Source organism: Hydrogenophaga sp. ANAO-22 (genome assembly GCF_042466645.1).
In the GTDB taxonomy this organism is placed as follows: Bacteria; Pseudomonadota; Gammaproteobacteria; order Burkholderiales; family Burkholderiaceae_C; genus Hydrogenophaga.
This window is the reverse complement of sequence record NZ_CP159956.1, coordinates 4,172,819-4,188,616: the sequence shown is the minus strand read 5'-3', so window position 1 is coordinate 4,188,616 and position 15,798 is coordinate 4,172,819. Positions and strand designations below refer to the sequence as shown.

Sequence of the window (15,798 nt, the reverse complement as noted above, 5' to 3'; positions counted from 1 at the left end):
AACACCATGCAAGTTCAGCCCCCGGATTTCATGATCTTCACCGGCAACGCCAACCCGGTGCTGGCCTCCGAAATCGCCCAACACCTGGGCACGCAACTCGGCGCGGCCAATGTGGGTCGCTTCTCCGACGGTGAAGTCACGGTCGAGATCACGCAGAACGTGCGCGCGCGCCACGTGTTCGTGATCCAGTCCACCTGCTCGCCGACCAACGAGAACCTGATGGAGCTGCTCATCATGGTCGACGCGCTCAAGCGCGCCTCGGCCGAGCGCATCTCCGCCGTCATCCCCTATTTCGGCTACGCCCGCCAGGACCGCCGCCCGCGCTCGGCCCGCGTGCCGATCTCGGCCAAGGTCGTGGCCAACCTGCTGCAGACCGTGGGCGTGAGCCGCGTGCTGACCATGGACCTGCACGCCGACCAGATCCAGGGCTTCTTCGACATTCCGGTCGACAACATCTACGCCTCGCCCGTGTTGCTGGGCGACCTGCGCCAGAAGAACTACCCCGACGTGCTCATCGTCTCGCCCGACGTGGGTGGCGTGGTGCGCGCCCGTGCGCTGGCCAAGCAGCTCAACTGCGACATGGCCATCATCGACAAGCGCCGCCCCAAGGCCAACGTGTCGGAAGTGATGCACGTGATCGGCGACATCGAAGGCCGCAACTGCGTGATCATGGACGACATGATCGACACCGCCGGCACGCTGGTCAAAGCCGCCGAGGTGCTCAAGGAGCGCGGCGCCAAGAACGTGTATGCGTACTGCACGCACCCGATCTTCTCGGGCCCGGCCATCGAACGCATCGCCAAGGGCAGTGCCCTGGACGAGGTGGTGGTGACGAACACCATTCCTCTCTCGCAGGCCGCGCAGGCCTGCTCCAAGATTCGCCAGCTCTCCGTGGCACCGCTGATGGCCGAGACCATCGCGCGCATCGCCTCGGGTGAGTCGGTCATGAGTTTGTTTGCCGATCAGGACAACCTCTTCTAAGAGGCTGAAGGCAGCAAAAGCGGGTCGTCTCCATGGTGGGGGCGGCTTTTTTGAAACAGAGGCGTTCTGGTCGCGGAACCCCTCCACAGGAGTCAGTCATGCAATTCGTCGCTTTTGAGCGCGCCAAGCAGGGTACGGGTGCGAGCCGCCGTCTGCGCAACACCGGTCGCGCGCCCGGTATCGTTTTCGGCGGTGACACGCCGGCCGCCACGATCGAACTCGATCACAACGCCCTGTGGCACGCCCTGAAGAAGGAAGCGTTCCACTCGTCCATCCTCGACATGGAACTCGCTGGCAAGGTGCAGAAGGTTCTGCTGCGCGATGTGCAATACCACCCGTACAAGCCGCAAGTGCTGCACGTGGACTTCCAGCGCGTGGACGACAAGACCCGCCTGCGCAAGAAGGTGCCGCTGCACTTCGTGAACGCCGACAACTCGCCGGCCGTCAAGAACGACAAGTGCGTGATCAGCCACGTGCTCAACGACATCGAAATCGAGTGCCTGGCCACCCAGCTGCCCGAGTTCATCGAAGTGGACCTGGGTGAAGTCACCAAGGGTGCCACCGTGCACACTGGCGACATCAAGCTGGCCAAGGGCGTCAAGCTCGTGACGCACGGCCGCAAGAACATCACCGTGGCCACCGTGGTGGAACCGGTGGAAGAAGTGGTCGCCGCACCGGTGGCCGCTCCCGCCGACGACAAGAAGGCCGCCAAGGGCAAGGGCAAGAAGTAATTCCAGCCCCTGCTGTCAGAAAGGCCCGCACCCGCGGGCCTTTTTGTTTTCCGCCTCGATAATCCGATCCCATGATCAAACTCATCGCCGGCCTGGGCAACCCGGGGCCGGAATACGAACACACGCGCCACAACGCCGGCTTCTGGTGGGTGGACGAGGCCGCGCGCCTGCTCAAGGTGTCCCTGCAGATGGAGCGCGGGCACTTCGGCCTGGTGGCGCGGGCCAACGTGGGCGGCCAGAGCGTCTGGCTGGTGGAACCGCAGACCTTCATGAACCTCTCGGGCAAGTCGGTGGCCTCGGTCGCGCGCTTCTTCAAGATCGCGCCCGAAGAGGTGCTGGTGGTGCACGACGAACTGGACCTGGCGCCCGGTGAGGCCAAGCTCAAGAAGGGCGGCGGACACGCGGGCCACAACGGCCTGCGCGACATTCACGCGCAGCTCGGCAGTGCCGACTACTGGCGCCTGCGCGTGGGCATCGGCCACCCGGGCAACAAGAACGAAGTGGCGAACTGGGTGCTGAAGAAGCCCTCGCCCGATGACCGCATCGCGATCGCGCAGGCGCTGGATCGCTCGCTCAAGGCCTTGCCGCAGTTGATCGCGGGCGAAATGGACAAGGCCACGGCCTTGATCCACACCAGCAAGCCGCCGCGGCCCAAGCCACCGCGGCCGGCCACCACGCCAGCGCCTCAGGCCGAGGCGGGTGGCGGGGCTGCCGTGTCACCGGCGGCCGACAAGGGCTGACCGGCTTTCTGCAGGCGCTGGTACTTCTCCCACAGCGTCTCGCGCGACTCGACGTGGTCCGGGTTGATCGGAATGCAGTTCACCGGGCAGACCTGCACACACTGCGGCTCGTCGAAATGCCCCACGCACTCGGTGCAGCGCGCCGGGTCGATTTCGTAGAAGTCCTCGCCCATGGAGATGGCCTGGTTCGGGCACTCGGGCTCGCACACATCGCAGTTGATGCATTCGTCGGTGATCAGCAAGGCCATGGTCAGGCTGCGGCGCAGGGCCGCCCCAAGCAAAGCCGCACCCCCGCGGGGGGCAGCGAAACAGCGAAGCGTGAAGCGTGGGGACTCATGTTCTAAGCCTGCAGGGGCTTGGGTGCGAGCCGCGCGGCCACGGCACCGCTCACCATCTGCGACACATCACCACCCAGCTGCGAGATTTCGCGCACCAGCGTGCTGGAAATGCACTGCAACTCGGCCTGCGGCAGCAGGAACACCGTCTCCACCGCCGCATTCAGCTTGCGGTTCATCGCCGCCATCTGGGCCTCGTAGTCGAAGTCGGTGAGGTTGCGGATGCCACGCACCACGGCGGTCGCGCCATGCTGCCGGCAGAAATCCATGATCAGGCCTTCGAAGGGCAGCACCCGCACCCGCCCCGGCATGCGGGACGCGACCTCGGCGGCCATGTCCAGCCGCTCCTGCAGCGTGAAGCGGGTCTTCTTGTGGTGCGCGATGGCCACCGCGATGACCACTTCGTCGAACAGCAGCGCGGCGCGGCGCGCCACGTCCTCATGGCCCAGGGTGATGGGGTCGAAGGTACCGCTGTAGACCGCCACGCGGCCACCACCGCCGGTTGAAGCAAGGGCTGAACTCATGCCGAAGATTATGCGCGAGGGGCCCCGCGCCACGCCTCACTGGGCCGGCAATGGCCGCAACAGGTGAAAGGCCACCGCCCCGGCCTTGCCTTGCCGGTGCACCTGCAGGCCGATCTGGGCCAGTTCGTCCCCGCTCCAGGCCCGTGGGGCCTCCAGGTAGATCAGGCCGTCCCCTTGCACCGCCTGGCGCGCGGCGGCCAGCGCGGCGGCGCACAAGGCCTCGTTCTGTCCATCACCAAAAGGCGGGTCCAGGAACACCACATCCAGCCCTTGCCCGGCCCGCTGGCGCAGCGCCGCCACACCATCGCCCCGCTCCACGCGCACGCCCGTGGCCTTGAGCTGGGTGGTGATGCGGCCCAGGTTGGCGAGCAAGGCGCTGTCCTGCTCCACCAGCACCACCTCCACCGCGCCGCGCGAGGCGGCCTCCAGGCCCAATGCCCCGGTGCCGGCGAAGGCGTCGATGCAGCGCCAGCCGCTCAGGTCCTGCCCGAGCCAGTTGAACAGGGTTTCGCGCACGCGCGAAGGCGTGGGCCGCAGGCCAGGGCGGTCGGCCACGGGCAGTTTGGTGCGTTTCCACTGGCCGCCGATGATGCGCACCTCGTGGGGGGCGCTCGCGGCGGCGCGCGCGGCGCTGGGGGCAGGCTTTTTCATGGCAGCGAGCTTACGCGACCTCAGGGTTGCGCACCCACCACCACGGTGACCATCCGGTCGGGCTGCAGCACGCGCGCGAAGGCCCGCTGGATGTCGGCCACGCTCAGGCGCTCGATCTCCTTCGTCCAGGTGTCGAGGTAGTCCAGCGGCAGGTCGTTCCAGGCGATGTTGGCCACGTTGTCCAGCAGCTTGCGGTTGCTGTCGAGCCGCAGGGCTTCGCCGTTGATGAGATAGTCCTTGGCGGCCTGCAGTTCGGCCTCGGTCGGTCCCTTGGCGACGAAGTCGCGCACCACCTCGCGCACCACGTCCACCGCCTGCGCCGCCTGGTCGGGCCGCGTGGTCAGGGCGATCTGGAAGGCGCCGGCCTGGCGCGCCGTCAGGAAGTAGCTGGACACACCGTAGGTCAGCCCGCGCTTCTCGCGCACCTCCGTCATCAGCCGCGAGACGAAGCCACCACCGCCCAGCACGTAGTTGCCCACATAGAGCGCAAAGAAGTCGGGATCGGCGCGGGCCACGCCAGGCTGGCCGATGAGCACCTGCGCCTGCGCAGCCACAAAGGGCAGGCGCTGATCCACGGCCTTCGCCAGCGGCTGCACGGGCGGCAGATCGGGCAAGGCCGAACACCCATGCGGCTGCACGGCCGCCATCAACCGGCCCACGATGCGGTCGGCGGTGGCGCGGTCCACCGCCCCCACCATCGACACCTGGGCGCGGCAGCTCACCACATGGCGGCGGTAGAACGCGCGCATGTCGGCCACCCGGATCGCGTTGAGGGTGCCGGCATCGGCCCGGAACCCATAGGGATGGTCGCCATACACGGCACGGCCGAACGCGCGGCTGGCCTGCGTGCCCGGTCGGTTCTCGGCCTCCTTGAGCGCGGCCAGCAGGCGCTCGCGGTCGCGCTGCCACACCCGCTCGGGCCAGGCAGGTGCGGCCAGCTGGCGCGCGGCCAATGCCACCGCGCGGTCGAGCAGATCGGGTTCGGCCAGGGTGCGCAGTGAAACGCTGAAGCGATCCAGGGTGATGCCGGCACCGAATTGAGCGCCCAGGTCGGCCCAGGCCTCGCTGAGCTGGTTCTCGTCGAGCGCGGGCAGTCCGGGCTGCGCGGCCACACCGCCCGAGAGCAGCCCGGCGGTCGCACTTGCCAGGCCGGCCTGGGCCGCGGGATCGCGGCGCCGGCCGCCATCGAAATCGATCTGCACGTCCAGCATGGGGATCGAGGGACTCGCAATGAGGTGCACGCGCGCGCCGCTGGCGTGCGTCCACTGTTCGATGGGGATGGTGGCCCGGGCGGTGCCCAGGGTGCTCAGCAAGAGCAGGGCCGGCAGGGTTCGCCGCAGCAGGGTGAACAGGGTCATGGTGTACGCGGCTCGCTTCAGTGGCGCGTCAGCGCGGGCCGAGGACCGGCCGGGGCCGCAGAAGCCGCTTCGCGGCGCGAGGGATCGGGCACCAGCACGCCCGTGCTGAGCTGTTCGTCGGAAAAATAACGCTGCGCCACCAACTGCACCTGGGCCGCCGTGACCGTGCGCAGGCGGGCCATCAGGCGGTCGCCCGCGTCCAGGCCCATGCCGTTGATCCAGTAGCCACCCAGCTCGCGCGCCTGGTTGGCCACGGAGTCGAGCTTGTAGATCTCGCCAGCGGTCCACTGCGTCTTCACACGCTGCAGTTCCGCTTCCTGGATGCCTTCGCGGGCGATGCGCGCCACCTCGGCCTTGAGCGCGGCCGAGGCCATCTCGGTCGTCACGCCGGCCGAAGGCACCGCCGTGAGCATGAAGAGCTGCGGGCCCCGGCCCATGAGGCCGTAGGACGAGCCCGCGCTGTCGGCCAGCCGCTTGCCGCCCGTGCCCACGCCCTGCACCAGCGCGCGGTCCAGGCGCGCACCGTCGTAACCGTCGAGCACGGCCGAGAGCACGGTCAGCGCGAGGGCATCGCGGTCGGTCTCGTTGTCCACCTCGGCGCCGCGCCACTGCGGCACCTTGTACGCCAGCGCGACCAGGGCCTGGTCGGCCACGGCGCGGTACTCGAGCCGGCGCGGCCCCGTCTGGGCGGGCTCCTCGCGCGGCTTGCGCGCGGGCACGGCCGCGGCGGGCAACGCGCCGAAGTGTTTCTCGGCCAGCGCGCGCACCTGCGCCACGTCCACGTCGCCCGCGATCACCAGGGCGGCGTTCGCCGGCACGTACCAGCGGCGGTAGAACGCGCGCGCGTCGCCGGGCGTCATCGCCTCGATGTCGCTCATCCAGCCGATCACGGGCCGGCGGTACGGATGGGCCTGGTAGACCATGGCGTTGAGCGCCTCGAACATGCGGGCGCGCGGCGACTCTTCGGTACGCTGGCGCCGCTCTTCCTTGATCACCTCGATCTCGCGCTTGAACTCGTCGTCGTCCCACTGGTTGCGCGCGAAACGATCGGCCTCCAGCTGCATCGCGGTCTCCAGGCGGCGCGCGGGGATCTGCAGGTGGTAGGCGGTGGCGTCGCGCGTGGTGAAGGCGTTGTCCATGCCGCCGAAGGCGGCCACGCGGCGCGAGAATTCGCCCGCCTTGATGTCGGGCGTGCCCTTGAACATCATGTGCTCCAGCGCGTGCGCCACGCCGCTGGTGCCATCGACCTCGTCCATGGCACCCACGCGCACCCACAGCATCTGGACCACGGTGGGTGCGCGGCGGTCGGGCCGCACGATCAGCGTCAGGCCATTGGCCAGCGTGAATTGCTGCGCCAGGGGTGCCTGGGCGGTGCTCGGTGGAGGGGAAACCGGGGTGGCGGGCGACTGGGCCAGCGCGGTGCCGCCCGCCATCGCCAGGACCATCAGGAGTGCAGAACAGCGCTGCTTGGTCAGCGGCATAAGGCGTTTCATAGAATGCAATGGATTCTAGAGTTGGAAAAATGTTCTCGTTCTTTCGCAAAAAAGCCCTCACCCCGCCCACGCCCGCCCTGCCTGAGGCCCCCGCGCCCTCGCCTGCGGCGCCCGCGCCAGCCGCTGCGGCACCCACTCCGGCTGCGCCCGCGGCCGCGCCGCGCCAGGGCTGGCTGGACAAACTCAAGGCCGGCCTGCGCAAGACCGGCTCGGGCATCGCCACGGTGTTCACCGGCACCCAGATCGACGATGCCCTTTACGAAGAGCTGGAATCGGCCCTGCTGATGGCCGACACCGGCGTGAAGGCGACCACCCACCTGCTCAGCGACCTGAAACGCCGCGTGAAGGAAAGCAAGACCACCGACCCGGCCGCCGTCAAGGGCCTGCTGGCGGATGCCATCGCCGACCTGCTCGCCCCGCTGCAGAAGCCGCTGGTGATCGGCGAGCACAAACCCACCGTGATCATGGTCGCAGGCGTCAACGGCGCGGGCAAGACCACCTCCATCGGCAAGCTCACGCGCCACCTGGCCGACAGCGGCGCCTCGGTGCTGCTCGCGGCGGCCGACACCTTCCGCGCCGCCGCGCGCGAGCAGCTGGCTGTCTGGGCCGACCGCAACACGGTGGAAATCATCACCCAGCAAGGCGGCGACCCAGCCGCCGTGAGCTTCGACGCTGTGACCGCCGGCAAGGCACGCGGGCGCGACGTGGTGCTGGTGGACACCGCCGGGCGCCTGCCCACGCAGTTGCACCTGATGGAAGAGCTGCGCAAGATCAAGCGCGTGGTGCAGAAGGCCGATGCCGGCGCGCCGCACGAGGTGCTGCTGGTGATCGACGGCAACACCGGCCAGAACGCGCTCATGCAGGTGAAGGCCTTCGACGAGGCGCTGCAACTTACCGGCCTGGTCATCACCAAGCTCGACGGCACCGCCAAGGGCGGCGTGCTCTGCGCGATCGCGCGCGAGAAGCCGGTGCCGGTCTACTTCATCGGGGTCGGCGAAAAGCTCGAAGACCTCGAAACCTTCGACGCGCGCGAATTCGCGCAGGCCCTGCTGGCCTGAGCCCCTCGGGCAGCGCATCCCTATACTTCGCGCACCATGCCGCATTGCCTGCCCCACCCATGAGCCCCACCACCGCCTGGCTCGAAGCCGCCTTCCTGGGCCTGATCCAGGGCCTGACCGAATTCCTGCCCATCTCGTCGAGCGCGCACCTGCGCATCATCGGCCCGCTGCTGCCCTCGGGCGGCGACCCGGGCGCGGCCTTCACCGCCATCACCCAGATCGGCACCGAAGCCGCCGTGCTGCTGTACTTCCGGCACGACATCGTGCGCATCTTCCTCGCCTGGTGGGCCTCGCTCACGCAACCGGCGAAGCGCCAGGACCCCGACGCGCGCATGGGCTGGCTGATCATCATCGGCTCGGTGCCCATCGTGGTGCTGGGCCTGCTGTTCAAGGACGCGATCGAAGGCTCGCTGCGAAACCTCTACATCACGGCCACCATGCTGATCGTGTTCGGCATCATCCTGGGCGCGGCCGACCGCTACGGCCGGCGCGAGCGCCCGCTGAGCCAGCTCACCTGGGGCCACGGCCTGCTGTTCGGCCTGGCCCAGGCGATGGCGCTGATCCCCGGTGTCTCGCGCTCGGGCGGCACCATCACCGCCGGCCTGCTCATGGGCTACACGCGCGAAGCGGCCGCGCGCTACTCGTTCCTGCTGGCGATTCCCGCCGTGATGGGCTCGGGCTTCTACCAGCTGCTGCGCAGCTGGCAGCACGGCAGCCCGGTCGCGCCCGGCCCCACCGCCCTGGCCACGCTGATCGCCTTCGGCGTGGGCTATGGCGTGATCGTGGTCTTCCTCAAGCTGGTGTCCACGCGCGGCTACATGGCCTTCGTGTACTACCGCATCGCGCTGGGCCTGCTGGTCTTCGGCCTGCTCGGCGCCGGCATCCTGAGCGCCCATTGAACACCCTCCTGCCCATGACCGGTCCAGCACCCACCACGACCGGGTTCTGGGGCCGGCGTTGGCAGGGCCAGGTCGCCTGGCGCACGCTGTTCTGGCGCGACATGCTCGCCGTGGGCAGCGTCATCAACCTGTGCACGGGCTTCGCGGCGCTGATGCTGGTCTCGCAAGGCCAGCCGATCGCCTGGGCCCTGGCGGTGCATTTCGCCCCTCTGCCGTACAACAGTTTCCTGCTGGCCTCGCTCTGGCGCACGCCCGGGCGCCCCGCACCGGTGAAGCTCGCCGGCTGCGCCTGGTTCGCGGCCATGCTGGTGGTCTGAGGCAGCCATGCACCACGGCATCAAGAAACTCCTGTTGCTCGGTGCCGGCCAGGCCCATCTGCAGGTGTTGGCGCGCCTGGCGCGGCACCACCCGGGCAACCTGGACGTGATCCTGCTCACACCGTTCGCGCACCACACCGGCCAGGGTTGCCTGCCCGGCTTCATGACCGGCCAGCACACGGCGGACGAAGGGCGCGTCGCGCTCGAACCGCTGGTGCGCGCGGCCAGCGCGCGCTGGCTGCAGGGCCGCTGCACCGGGCTCGATGTGGCGTCGCGGCAGGTGCAGGTCGCGGCCACGGGTGGCGCGCAAGGCGTGCCGGCCACGCTGGGCTACGACCTGCTGTCCATCGACACCGGCACCGTGCCCGACCGCGCCTGGCTCGACGCCGAGATGCCGGGCGCCAACCACCATGCCCTGCACCTGAGCCCCATGGAGGCCTTCGTGGCGCTGTGGCCCCAAGTGATGGCACTGGCGCAGCAACAGGCCGTCTCGGTGGCCGTCGTGGGCGCCGAGGCCGATGGCATCGAACTCGTGTTCGCGGCCGAACAAGGCATCCGCGAACACGGCTTGCCGGGGGCCCGCTTCACGCTCATCACCGGGGGTGACGAGGTCGGCACCGACCTGCCACCCGGCGTGCGGCAACGCGTGCTGCGCCAGCTCAGGCGCCGCGGCATCACGGTGCTGCGCGAGGCCTGCGTGGGCATGAGCGAAGGCCAGGTGCACCTGGGCAATGGCGCCCGCCTGGCCTGCGACGTGCCGCTGCTGGCCATGGGCGTGCGCACCCCCACCTGGTTGCCCGCCAGCGGCCTGGCGCTCAACGAAAGCGGGCAGGTGTCGACCGGCCCGACCCTGCAAAGCACCAGCCACCCTCAGGTGTTCGCCACCGGCAGCGTGGCCGCCCGCGTGGATGGGGCGCCTGGCGACATGCACGCCGGCGCGGCATTGGCCCACAACCTGCTGGCCGCGCACGAGGGCACCGCGCCGCGCGCCCTGCCCCCCTCGCGCCCGCGCATGGCCCTGCTCGCCTGCGGCACGGGCCACGCCATCGCGAGCTGGGGGCCGCTGACCCTGGCCGGTGGCTGGGTCTGGGGCTGGAAAGACCGCATCGACCGCGGTTTTCTGGAACAGCACCGCGTGACACGTCGATGACGGCCCCGCCAGGCCCCGGCGCCTGGCCATGCCCACACCCCCCCGGGTATGGGCCGGATTGGATAGACTTCGCGACGGCGTCCCCGCCCACCACCGATCCGCCCGCCATGCGCGCCTCCACCCGACTTGCCTCTCTCCTCCTCGCCGTGGCCGCGGTGCTGCCCGCCCTCGCGCAGACCCCACCCGGCACGACCCACCCCTGGCAAGCCGCGCCGCCGCGACTGACGGCCGAGGCCTACTTCACCAATCTCAAGGACGGCGACCGCATCGAGACGCCCTACCTGCTCAAGTTCGGCCTGTCCGGCGGCTGGGGCCTGGCGCCCATCGCGCAACCGGGCCGGGCCAAAAGCGGACACCACCACCTGCTCGTCAACCGCGACCTGCCGCTGAACTTCAAGGAAGCGCTGCCGTTCAACGACCAGTACATCCACTTCGGCAAGGGCCAGATGGAAACCGTGCTCACCCTGGAGCCCGGCACCTACACGTTGCGCATGCTGCTGGCCGACCAGAACCACCTGCCCCACTTCGTCTACAGCAAGCCCGCCACCATCACGGTGACCAAGAAGAACCCGACCGATCCCAAGACGCTGTCGGTCAAGGGCGTGGCCCTGCAGTTGGAGGGCCCGGTGGTCAAGCGGCCGTTCCGGGTGCAGTTCCACGCCTCGTCGCTCAACGTGGCCCACCAGTCGCAGCGCCTGCCCGAGACCGGGCACTTCCGCCTGACCATCTCGCCCGCATCGGGCGCCCCGGTCGTGATGGATTTCGTCGAAGGGCAGACCGAGGTCTGGCTCTCGCCGCCAGCGGGCAGCTACGGCCTCAAGCTGGAGCTGCTGGACAACATCGCACCCGGCAAGGCGCTCACCGACGCGGTCAGCGCCAGCGTGCGCGTCGAATAAGGCCCTAGCAGCCCAGCTGATCGGCCAGGTGCCCGAAATCGCGGGCGTGCCAGGTGTTGGCCGCCACCGGCGACACGTCCTTGGGCCGCGCGGCGCCGAACTCCAGTGGTCGTTCCACATAGGCCGTGGCCAGGCCGCAGGCGCGCGCGGCGGTCAGGTCGTCGTGGTGCGCGGCCACCAGCATCACCTGCTCGGGCCGCAGGCGAAACACCGCCACGGCCCCCAGGTAGGCGCGCGGGTCGGGCTTGTAGGCGCGGAACACCTCGGCCGACAGCACGCAGTCCCAGGGCAGACCGGCGCGCTTGGCCATGTTCGTGAGCAAGCCGATATTGCCGTTGGACAGCGTGCAGATGGTGTGGCATGCCTTCAGCCGCTGCAGCCCGGCCACCGCATCAGGCCAGGGGTCGAGCCGGTGCCACACGCGGTTGAGGTGATCGCGCTCGGCCTCGCTCAGGTGGGTCAGGCCGAAGCGGGGCAGCAACGCCTCCAGCACCATGCGGTGCAGGTCGTCGATCAGCGTCCAGCCCAGCTCGCCCGAGCGCACGCGCTGCATGGCGGGCTGGTAGCCCGCCCGCCAGGCGGTGGCGAAGGCATCGGCATCGATCTGCGGGTACAGCGCCTGCACCTCGCGCACGATGCTGCCGTGCCAGTCGACCACAGTGCCGAAGACATCGAAGACGAGAACGGGGGTGGTGGTGGACGAAGAGGACATGGTGTTCAGCGCGCCTTGAGGGCCGTGACCTCGACCTCGATCTTCATGCGCGGGTCCAGCAGGCCGGCCGACACCATCATCGCCGCGGGCCGTGCCCGGCCCAGGTGCTTGCGCAGCACCGGCCAGCAGGCCTCGAACAGCGAGGCGTCGGGCAGCACGTAGTTGACACGCACCACGTCGTCCAGGCTCGCCCCGGCCTGTTGCAGCGCGGTCTGGATGTTCAGGAAACACTGCTCGGCCTGTTGCACCACGTCGTCCGAGATGCCCATGGTGGCGTAGTCGAAACCCGTGGTGCCCGAGACGAAGACCCAATCGCCCGCGACCACGGCGCGCGAGTAGCCGATCTGTTCCTCGAAGGGCGAGCCGGAGCTGATGTGCTGTCGTTGCATGGTGTGAGGTCCCTTGTTCATTCAATCCACCCGCAGGCGCGCGCCGTCGGCGCTCGACGCCACGACCTCGCCGATCTCGGCTGCCGCGCCAAAACCGTGGCGGTGAAACACGGCCAGCACGTCGGCCACGGCCTCGGGCGCGCAGGCCACGAGCAGGCCGCCGCTCGTCTGCGGGTCGCTCAGCAGCGCCTGGTCCACCGGCTGCAGGCCGGCATCCAGCCGCACCTCATGGCCGTAGGCGGCCCAGTTGCGCCCCGAGGCGCCCGTGACCATGCCGGCCGAGGCCAGGCCGCGCACGCCTTCGATCAGCGGCACGCGGGCCATGTCCACGCGCGCCGTGGTGGCCGAGCCGCGCGCCATCTCCAGCGCATGGCCGGCCAGGCCGAAGCCCGTCACATCGGTGAGCGCGTGCACGCCCTCCAGCGCGGCGAGATCGGGGCCGGCGGTGTTGAGCTTGGTGGTGTGCTCGATCATCTGCGCGTAGCCCACGGCCGGCAGCGCATCCTTCTTGAGCGCGGCCGACAGCACGCCCACGCCCAGCGGTTTGCCCAGCACCAGGCGGTCGCCCGCGCGCGCGTCGGCGTTGCGCTTGACGCGTTTCGGGTGCACCAGGCCCAGCGCGACCAGGCCGTAGATGGGCTCGACGGAATCGATGGTGTGGCCACCCGCGATCGGGATGCCGGCGGCCTGGCACACGCTCTGGCCACCCGCCAGGATCCGGCCGATGGTCTCGGTGGAGAGCACATTGATCGGCATGCCCACCAGCGCCAGCGCCATGATGGGCGTGCCGCCCATGGCGTACACGTCGCTGATGGCGTTGGTGGCGGCGATGCGCCCGAAGTCGAAGGGGTCGTCGACGATGGGCATGAAGAAATCGGTGGTGGCGATCAGCGCCTGCTCGTCGTTGAGCTGGTAGACCGCCGCGTCGTCGGCGGTCTCGATGCCGACCAGCAGTTCCTTGGGAATGGGCATCGCGCTGGTGCCCTTGAGGATGTCGCTGAGCACGCCGGGCGCGATCTTGCAGCCGCAGCCACCACCGTGCGAGAGGCTGGTGAGGCGGGGTTCTGCGCGGGGGGATGAGAGGGTGGGAGTGGTCATGCCCGCCATTGTGCGTGCTTCTCGCCACACATGCGGATGGCGGATTCCACCTTCGCCATGCAGTCCAGCAGGAAATCCGAGAACCAAATGATGAATATCCAGACTTCTACGGCAAGTCGAGGGAATCGTTCGCCGACATCACCGCTAGGCAATTAATGAAAGCAGCTGTCTTGGGATTTGGAAACGTCGCAGCCGCGACGATCGAGCATTTCATGCGCAATGAGGATCTCATTCGGTCCAAAGTTCGAACACCTATCGAGTTCGTGCACGTCGCAACACGCTCGCCCGCACGTGCCCAAGGGCGGGTGCCGCAAGGATGCCACGTCTCCAACGATTGCTGGGCCCTCGTCAACGATGTAGACGTGGACGTGGTGTTGGAACTGACGGGCGATGTGGCGCTGGCTCGACAGCTTTTGCTGCAAGCGCTGGCCAATCGCAAGCACGTCATCACCGCCAACAAGGCCTTGCTGGCCCAACATGGCGAAGAGATCCTGTGCAAGGCAGACGAAGTAGAACGCAGCGTGCTGTTCGAGGGCGCCGTCGCCGTATCGATTCCCATCATCAAGACCCTTCGTGAGTCGGCGGCGGCCAACCGCATTTCATCGATCACGGGCGTTCTGAACGGTACCTCCAACTATGTGCTGTGGCAGATGAGCGAGCACGGCGTCGACTTCGCCACCGCCATCGCGGATGCCCAGCGCAAGGGCTATGCCGAGGCGAACCCGTCCCTCGACGTCAGTGGCGAAGACGCCGCACACAAACTGACGCTGCTGGCCTCATTGGGCTTCGGCGTCCCAATCAACTTCGGCGCGGTGGAGTTCCAAGGTATCGAGGCCATCGATCAACGGGACATTCAGTTTGCTCAACGCCTGGGTTACCGGATCAAGCTGATCGCACAGGCCAGGATGGCGTCCTCCGGACTCTTCGTCAGCGTGCGGCCAACGCTGGTCCCCATAGCATCGATGCTGGCTCAGGTGGGCGAAGCCATGAACGGCATCACCCTACAAGGTGACCTGCTGGGGACGGCCTTCCTGTACGGCTCGGGGGCAGGTGGACGTCAGACCGCCAGCGCCGTGCTGGCCGACCTGATCGAACTCGCCAACCGCGGAGGTTCTGCGAACACGGGTGGCGCATTCAACATGGGGTTTCGCCGCAGCCATGTCGCGACCCGCAACGTGCACTACAGCCGTGAGCATGTGGCTGCGTTCTACATCCGGCTGACATTGGATGACCAAGCGGGCATGCTGGCCAAAGTCAGCCAAGTGCTGGCAGACACCGATGTCTCAGTCAATGTGTTGCTTCAGGACGTTGGGCATGGCGGACAGACCGACTTGATTGCCATCACCCACAAGACCACCAGCCGCCAGCTGCGGAACATGCTGCCCAAACTGCAGGAAGCTGCGGGGCCGGGCCACTCGGTGGTCATCCACCCCGTCTTGGGCGAGGTGGATTGACCTCCGCTACGCCGGCGCCCAGAACACACTGAACCACCCATTGGCGTCCGTCCAGTGCCGGGGCGCGCCGAAGCCGGCTTCGCGCAGCAGCGTCTCGAAATCCTCGGGTATCCACTTGTACGAATTCTCGGTGTGCAGGCGCTCGCCATCGGCGAAGCGGCGCTCGCCGCCGGGCCAGCGCACGGTCTGCGCGCCCATGGATTGCAGGTGCATCTCGATGCGCGATTCGTCCGCGTTGTACAGCCCCACGTGCTGCCACGCGGCGGGTGCGAAGTCGGCGGCGAGCAGGCGGTTCACGTGCCGCAGCAGGTTGCGGTTGAAGGCCGCGGTCACGCCCAGCGCGTCGTCGTAGGCCGGCTCGAGCACGGCGCGCGGTTTGACGCGGTCCACGCCGATCAGCAGCCCGCCGCCGGTGCCGCCGGCTTCGCACACCGCGTGCGCCTGGCACAGCAGGGCCAGGGCCTCGTCGGGCAGGAAGTTGCCGATGCTGGAGCCGGGGTAGAACACCACGCGCGGCTGCTGCGCCAATGCGCGTTCGCTCAGCCAGGTGGTGGCGTCGGCGCCCAGCGCGAAGCGCGTGGAGAAGTCCATGCCCAGGCCGAGCATGGGCAGGTCGGCGTGGCGCTGCTGCAGGGCCACGAGCGTGTCGCGCAGGTAGTCCACCGAGATGTCCACCGGCACATAGGCCGAGGGCTGCAGCACGGGAAACAGGCGCGCGGCCTTGGTGCAGCTGCCTGCGCCCAGATCGACCAGCACCGCGCCCTCGGGCACGTGGCGCGCCATGTCGGCGCCATGCTCGGCGAACACGGCGGCCTCGGTGCGTGTGGGGTAGTACTCGGGCAGTTCGGTGATGGCATCGAACAGGCGCGAGCCCAATGCGTCGTAGAAGAACTTGGGCGCGATGCGCGCCGGTGTCGCCATCAGGCCGGCAATGAGTTCCGGGTGCGTGGCGCCGGGGCGCGGGTGGTGCAACTGGACAAAGTGCGGCGCCTGGTCGATGTATCGCATGGGA

At 68.7% G+C, this 15,798-nt stretch carries 18 protein-coding genes; 9 read left to right on the top strand and 9 right to left on the bottom strand.

Annotation, left to right across the window (positions count from 1 at the left end; translation table 11 throughout):
* The first annotated feature begins 6 nt into the window (after positions 1–6).
* The 3 genes from ABSY19_RS20150 to pth all read left to right on the top strand — a co-directional run bounded on the left by ABSY19_RS20150 (position 7) and on the right by pth (position 2,452).
* The gene (locus ABSY19_RS20150) at positions 7–981 is read left to right on the top strand and encodes a ribose-phosphate pyrophosphokinase (protein ID WP_291113981.1); all 975 of its coding nucleotides are present in this window, start codon (positions 7–9) and stop codon (positions 979–981) included.
* Positions 982–1,079: 98 nt separating this feature from the next.
* Positions 1,080–1,712: a 50S ribosomal protein L25/general stress protein Ctc gene (locus ABSY19_RS20145; protein WP_382155289.1), complete on the top strand. Its 633-nt coding sequence runs from the start codon at positions 1,080–1,082 to the stop codon at positions 1,710–1,712.
* A 71-nt stretch (positions 1,713–1,783) separates the two neighbouring features.
* Positions 1,784–2,452: an aminoacyl-tRNA hydrolase gene (gene pth / locus ABSY19_RS20140; protein WP_382155286.1), complete on the top strand. Its 669-nt coding sequence runs from the start codon at positions 1,784–1,786 to the stop codon at positions 2,450–2,452.
* Here the strand turns inward: pth and ABSY19_RS20135 are convergent.
* From ABSY19_RS20135 to ABSY19_RS20115, 5 genes are all read right to left on the bottom strand, one after another.
* Entirely contained in the window at positions 2,398–2,700 is a 303-nt protein-coding gene (locus tag ABSY19_RS20135) for a YfhL family 4Fe-4S dicluster ferredoxin (protein ID WP_291113989.1), read from the bottom strand. The genes pth and ABSY19_RS20135 overlap by 55 nt on opposite strands.
* Before the next feature lie 92 nt (positions 2,701–2,792).
* The gene (gene coaD, locus ABSY19_RS20130) at positions 2,793–3,311 is read right to left on the bottom strand and encodes a pantetheine-phosphate adenylyltransferase (RefSeq protein ID WP_382155283.1); all 519 of its coding nucleotides are present in this window, start codon (positions 3,309–3,311) and stop codon (positions 2,793–2,795) included.
* A 36-nt stretch (positions 3,312–3,347) separates the two neighbouring features.
* The gene (rsmD, locus tag ABSY19_RS20125; RefSeq protein ID WP_382155280.1) at positions 3,348–3,962 is read right to left on the bottom strand and encodes a 16S rRNA (guanine(966)-N(2))-methyltransferase RsmD; all 615 of its coding nucleotides are present in this window, start codon (positions 3,960–3,962) and stop codon (positions 3,348–3,350) included.
* Between the two features lie 20 nt (positions 3,963–3,982).
* Entirely contained in the window at positions 3,983–5,320 is a 1,338-nt protein-coding gene (locus tag ABSY19_RS20120; protein WP_382155277.1) for a M16 family metallopeptidase, read from the bottom strand.
* A 17-nt stretch (positions 5,321–5,337) separates the two neighbouring features.
* Positions 5,338–6,801, bottom strand: coding sequence for a M16 family metallopeptidase (locus tag ABSY19_RS20115; protein WP_382155274.1), 1,464 nt, complete (start codon positions 6,799–6,801; stop codon positions 5,338–5,340).
* Positions 6,802–6,842: 41 nt separating this feature from the next.
* On the opposite strand from ABSY19_RS20115, the gene ftsY reads away from it, so the two are divergent.
* The 5 genes from ftsY to ABSY19_RS20090 all read left to right on the top strand — a co-directional run bounded on the left by ftsY (position 6,843) and on the right by ABSY19_RS20090 (position 11,133).
* Positions 6,843–7,871: a signal recognition particle-docking protein FtsY gene (ftsY, locus tag ABSY19_RS20110; RefSeq protein ID WP_382155271.1), complete on the top strand. Its 1,029-nt coding sequence runs from the start codon at positions 6,843–6,845 to the stop codon at positions 7,869–7,871.
* A 59-nt stretch (positions 7,872–7,930) separates the two neighbouring features.
* Positions 7,931–8,770, top strand: coding sequence for an undecaprenyl-diphosphate phosphatase (locus tag ABSY19_RS20105; protein ID WP_382155268.1), 840 nt, complete (start codon positions 7,931–7,933; stop codon positions 8,768–8,770).
* Complete coding sequence (locus tag ABSY19_RS20100; RefSeq protein WP_382155265.1) at positions 8,767–9,087, top strand: hypothetical protein; 321 nt, start codon at positions 8,767–8,769, stop codon at positions 9,085–9,087. The genes ABSY19_RS20105 and ABSY19_RS20100 overlap by 4 nt, the downstream gene beginning before the upstream one ends.
* A gap of 7 nt (positions 9,088–9,094) precedes the next feature.
* Entirely contained in the window at positions 9,095–10,237 is a 1,143-nt protein-coding gene (locus ABSY19_RS20095; RefSeq protein ID WP_382155262.1) for an FAD-dependent oxidoreductase, read from the top strand.
* A gap of 107 nt (positions 10,238–10,344) precedes the next feature.
* On the top strand, positions 10,345–11,133 hold the full coding sequence (locus tag ABSY19_RS20090) for a DUF4399 domain-containing protein (protein WP_382155259.1): 789 nt from the start codon (positions 10,345–10,347) through the stop codon (positions 11,131–11,133).
* A gap of 4 nt (positions 11,134–11,137) precedes the next feature.
* On the opposite strand, the gene ABSY19_RS20085 is transcribed toward ABSY19_RS20090, so the two are convergent.
* The 3 genes from ABSY19_RS20085 to selD are packed head-to-tail and all read right to left on the bottom strand — an operon-like array spanning position 11,138 to position 13,332.
* Positions 11,138–11,845 (bottom strand): haloacid dehalogenase type II, encoded by a 708-nt coding sequence (locus ABSY19_RS20085; RefSeq protein WP_382155256.1) that lies wholly within the window; start codon positions 11,843–11,845, stop codon positions 11,138–11,140.
* A gap of 5 nt (positions 11,846–11,850) precedes the next feature.
* The gene (locus ABSY19_RS20080; RefSeq protein ID WP_382155253.1) at positions 11,851–12,234 is read right to left on the bottom strand and encodes a RidA family protein; all 384 of its coding nucleotides are present in this window, start codon (positions 12,232–12,234) and stop codon (positions 11,851–11,853) included.
* A 21-nt stretch (positions 12,235–12,255) separates the two neighbouring features.
* Positions 12,256–13,332 carry a selenide, water dikinase SelD gene (selD, locus tag ABSY19_RS20075; RefSeq protein ID WP_382155250.1) on the bottom strand — a complete coding sequence of 359 codons (1,077 nt, stop codon included), beginning with the start codon at positions 13,330–13,332 and terminating at the stop codon, positions 12,256–12,258.
* 14 nt (positions 13,333–13,346) lie between these two features.
* Here selD and ABSY19_RS20070 point away from each other — a divergent pair, with 14 nt between their 5' ends.
* A complete protein-coding gene (locus ABSY19_RS20070) occupies positions 13,347–14,786 on the top strand; it encodes a homoserine dehydrogenase (RefSeq protein WP_382155247.1) in 1,440 nt (479 codons plus the stop codon).
* 6 nt (positions 14,787–14,792) lie between these two features.
* On the opposite strand, the gene egtD is transcribed toward ABSY19_RS20070, so the two are convergent.
* Positions 14,793–15,794: an L-histidine N(alpha)-methyltransferase gene (gene egtD / locus ABSY19_RS20065; protein ID WP_382155244.1), complete on the bottom strand. Its 1,002-nt coding sequence runs from the start codon at positions 15,792–15,794 to the stop codon at positions 14,793–14,795.
* Positions 15,795–15,798 lie beyond the last annotated feature (4 nt).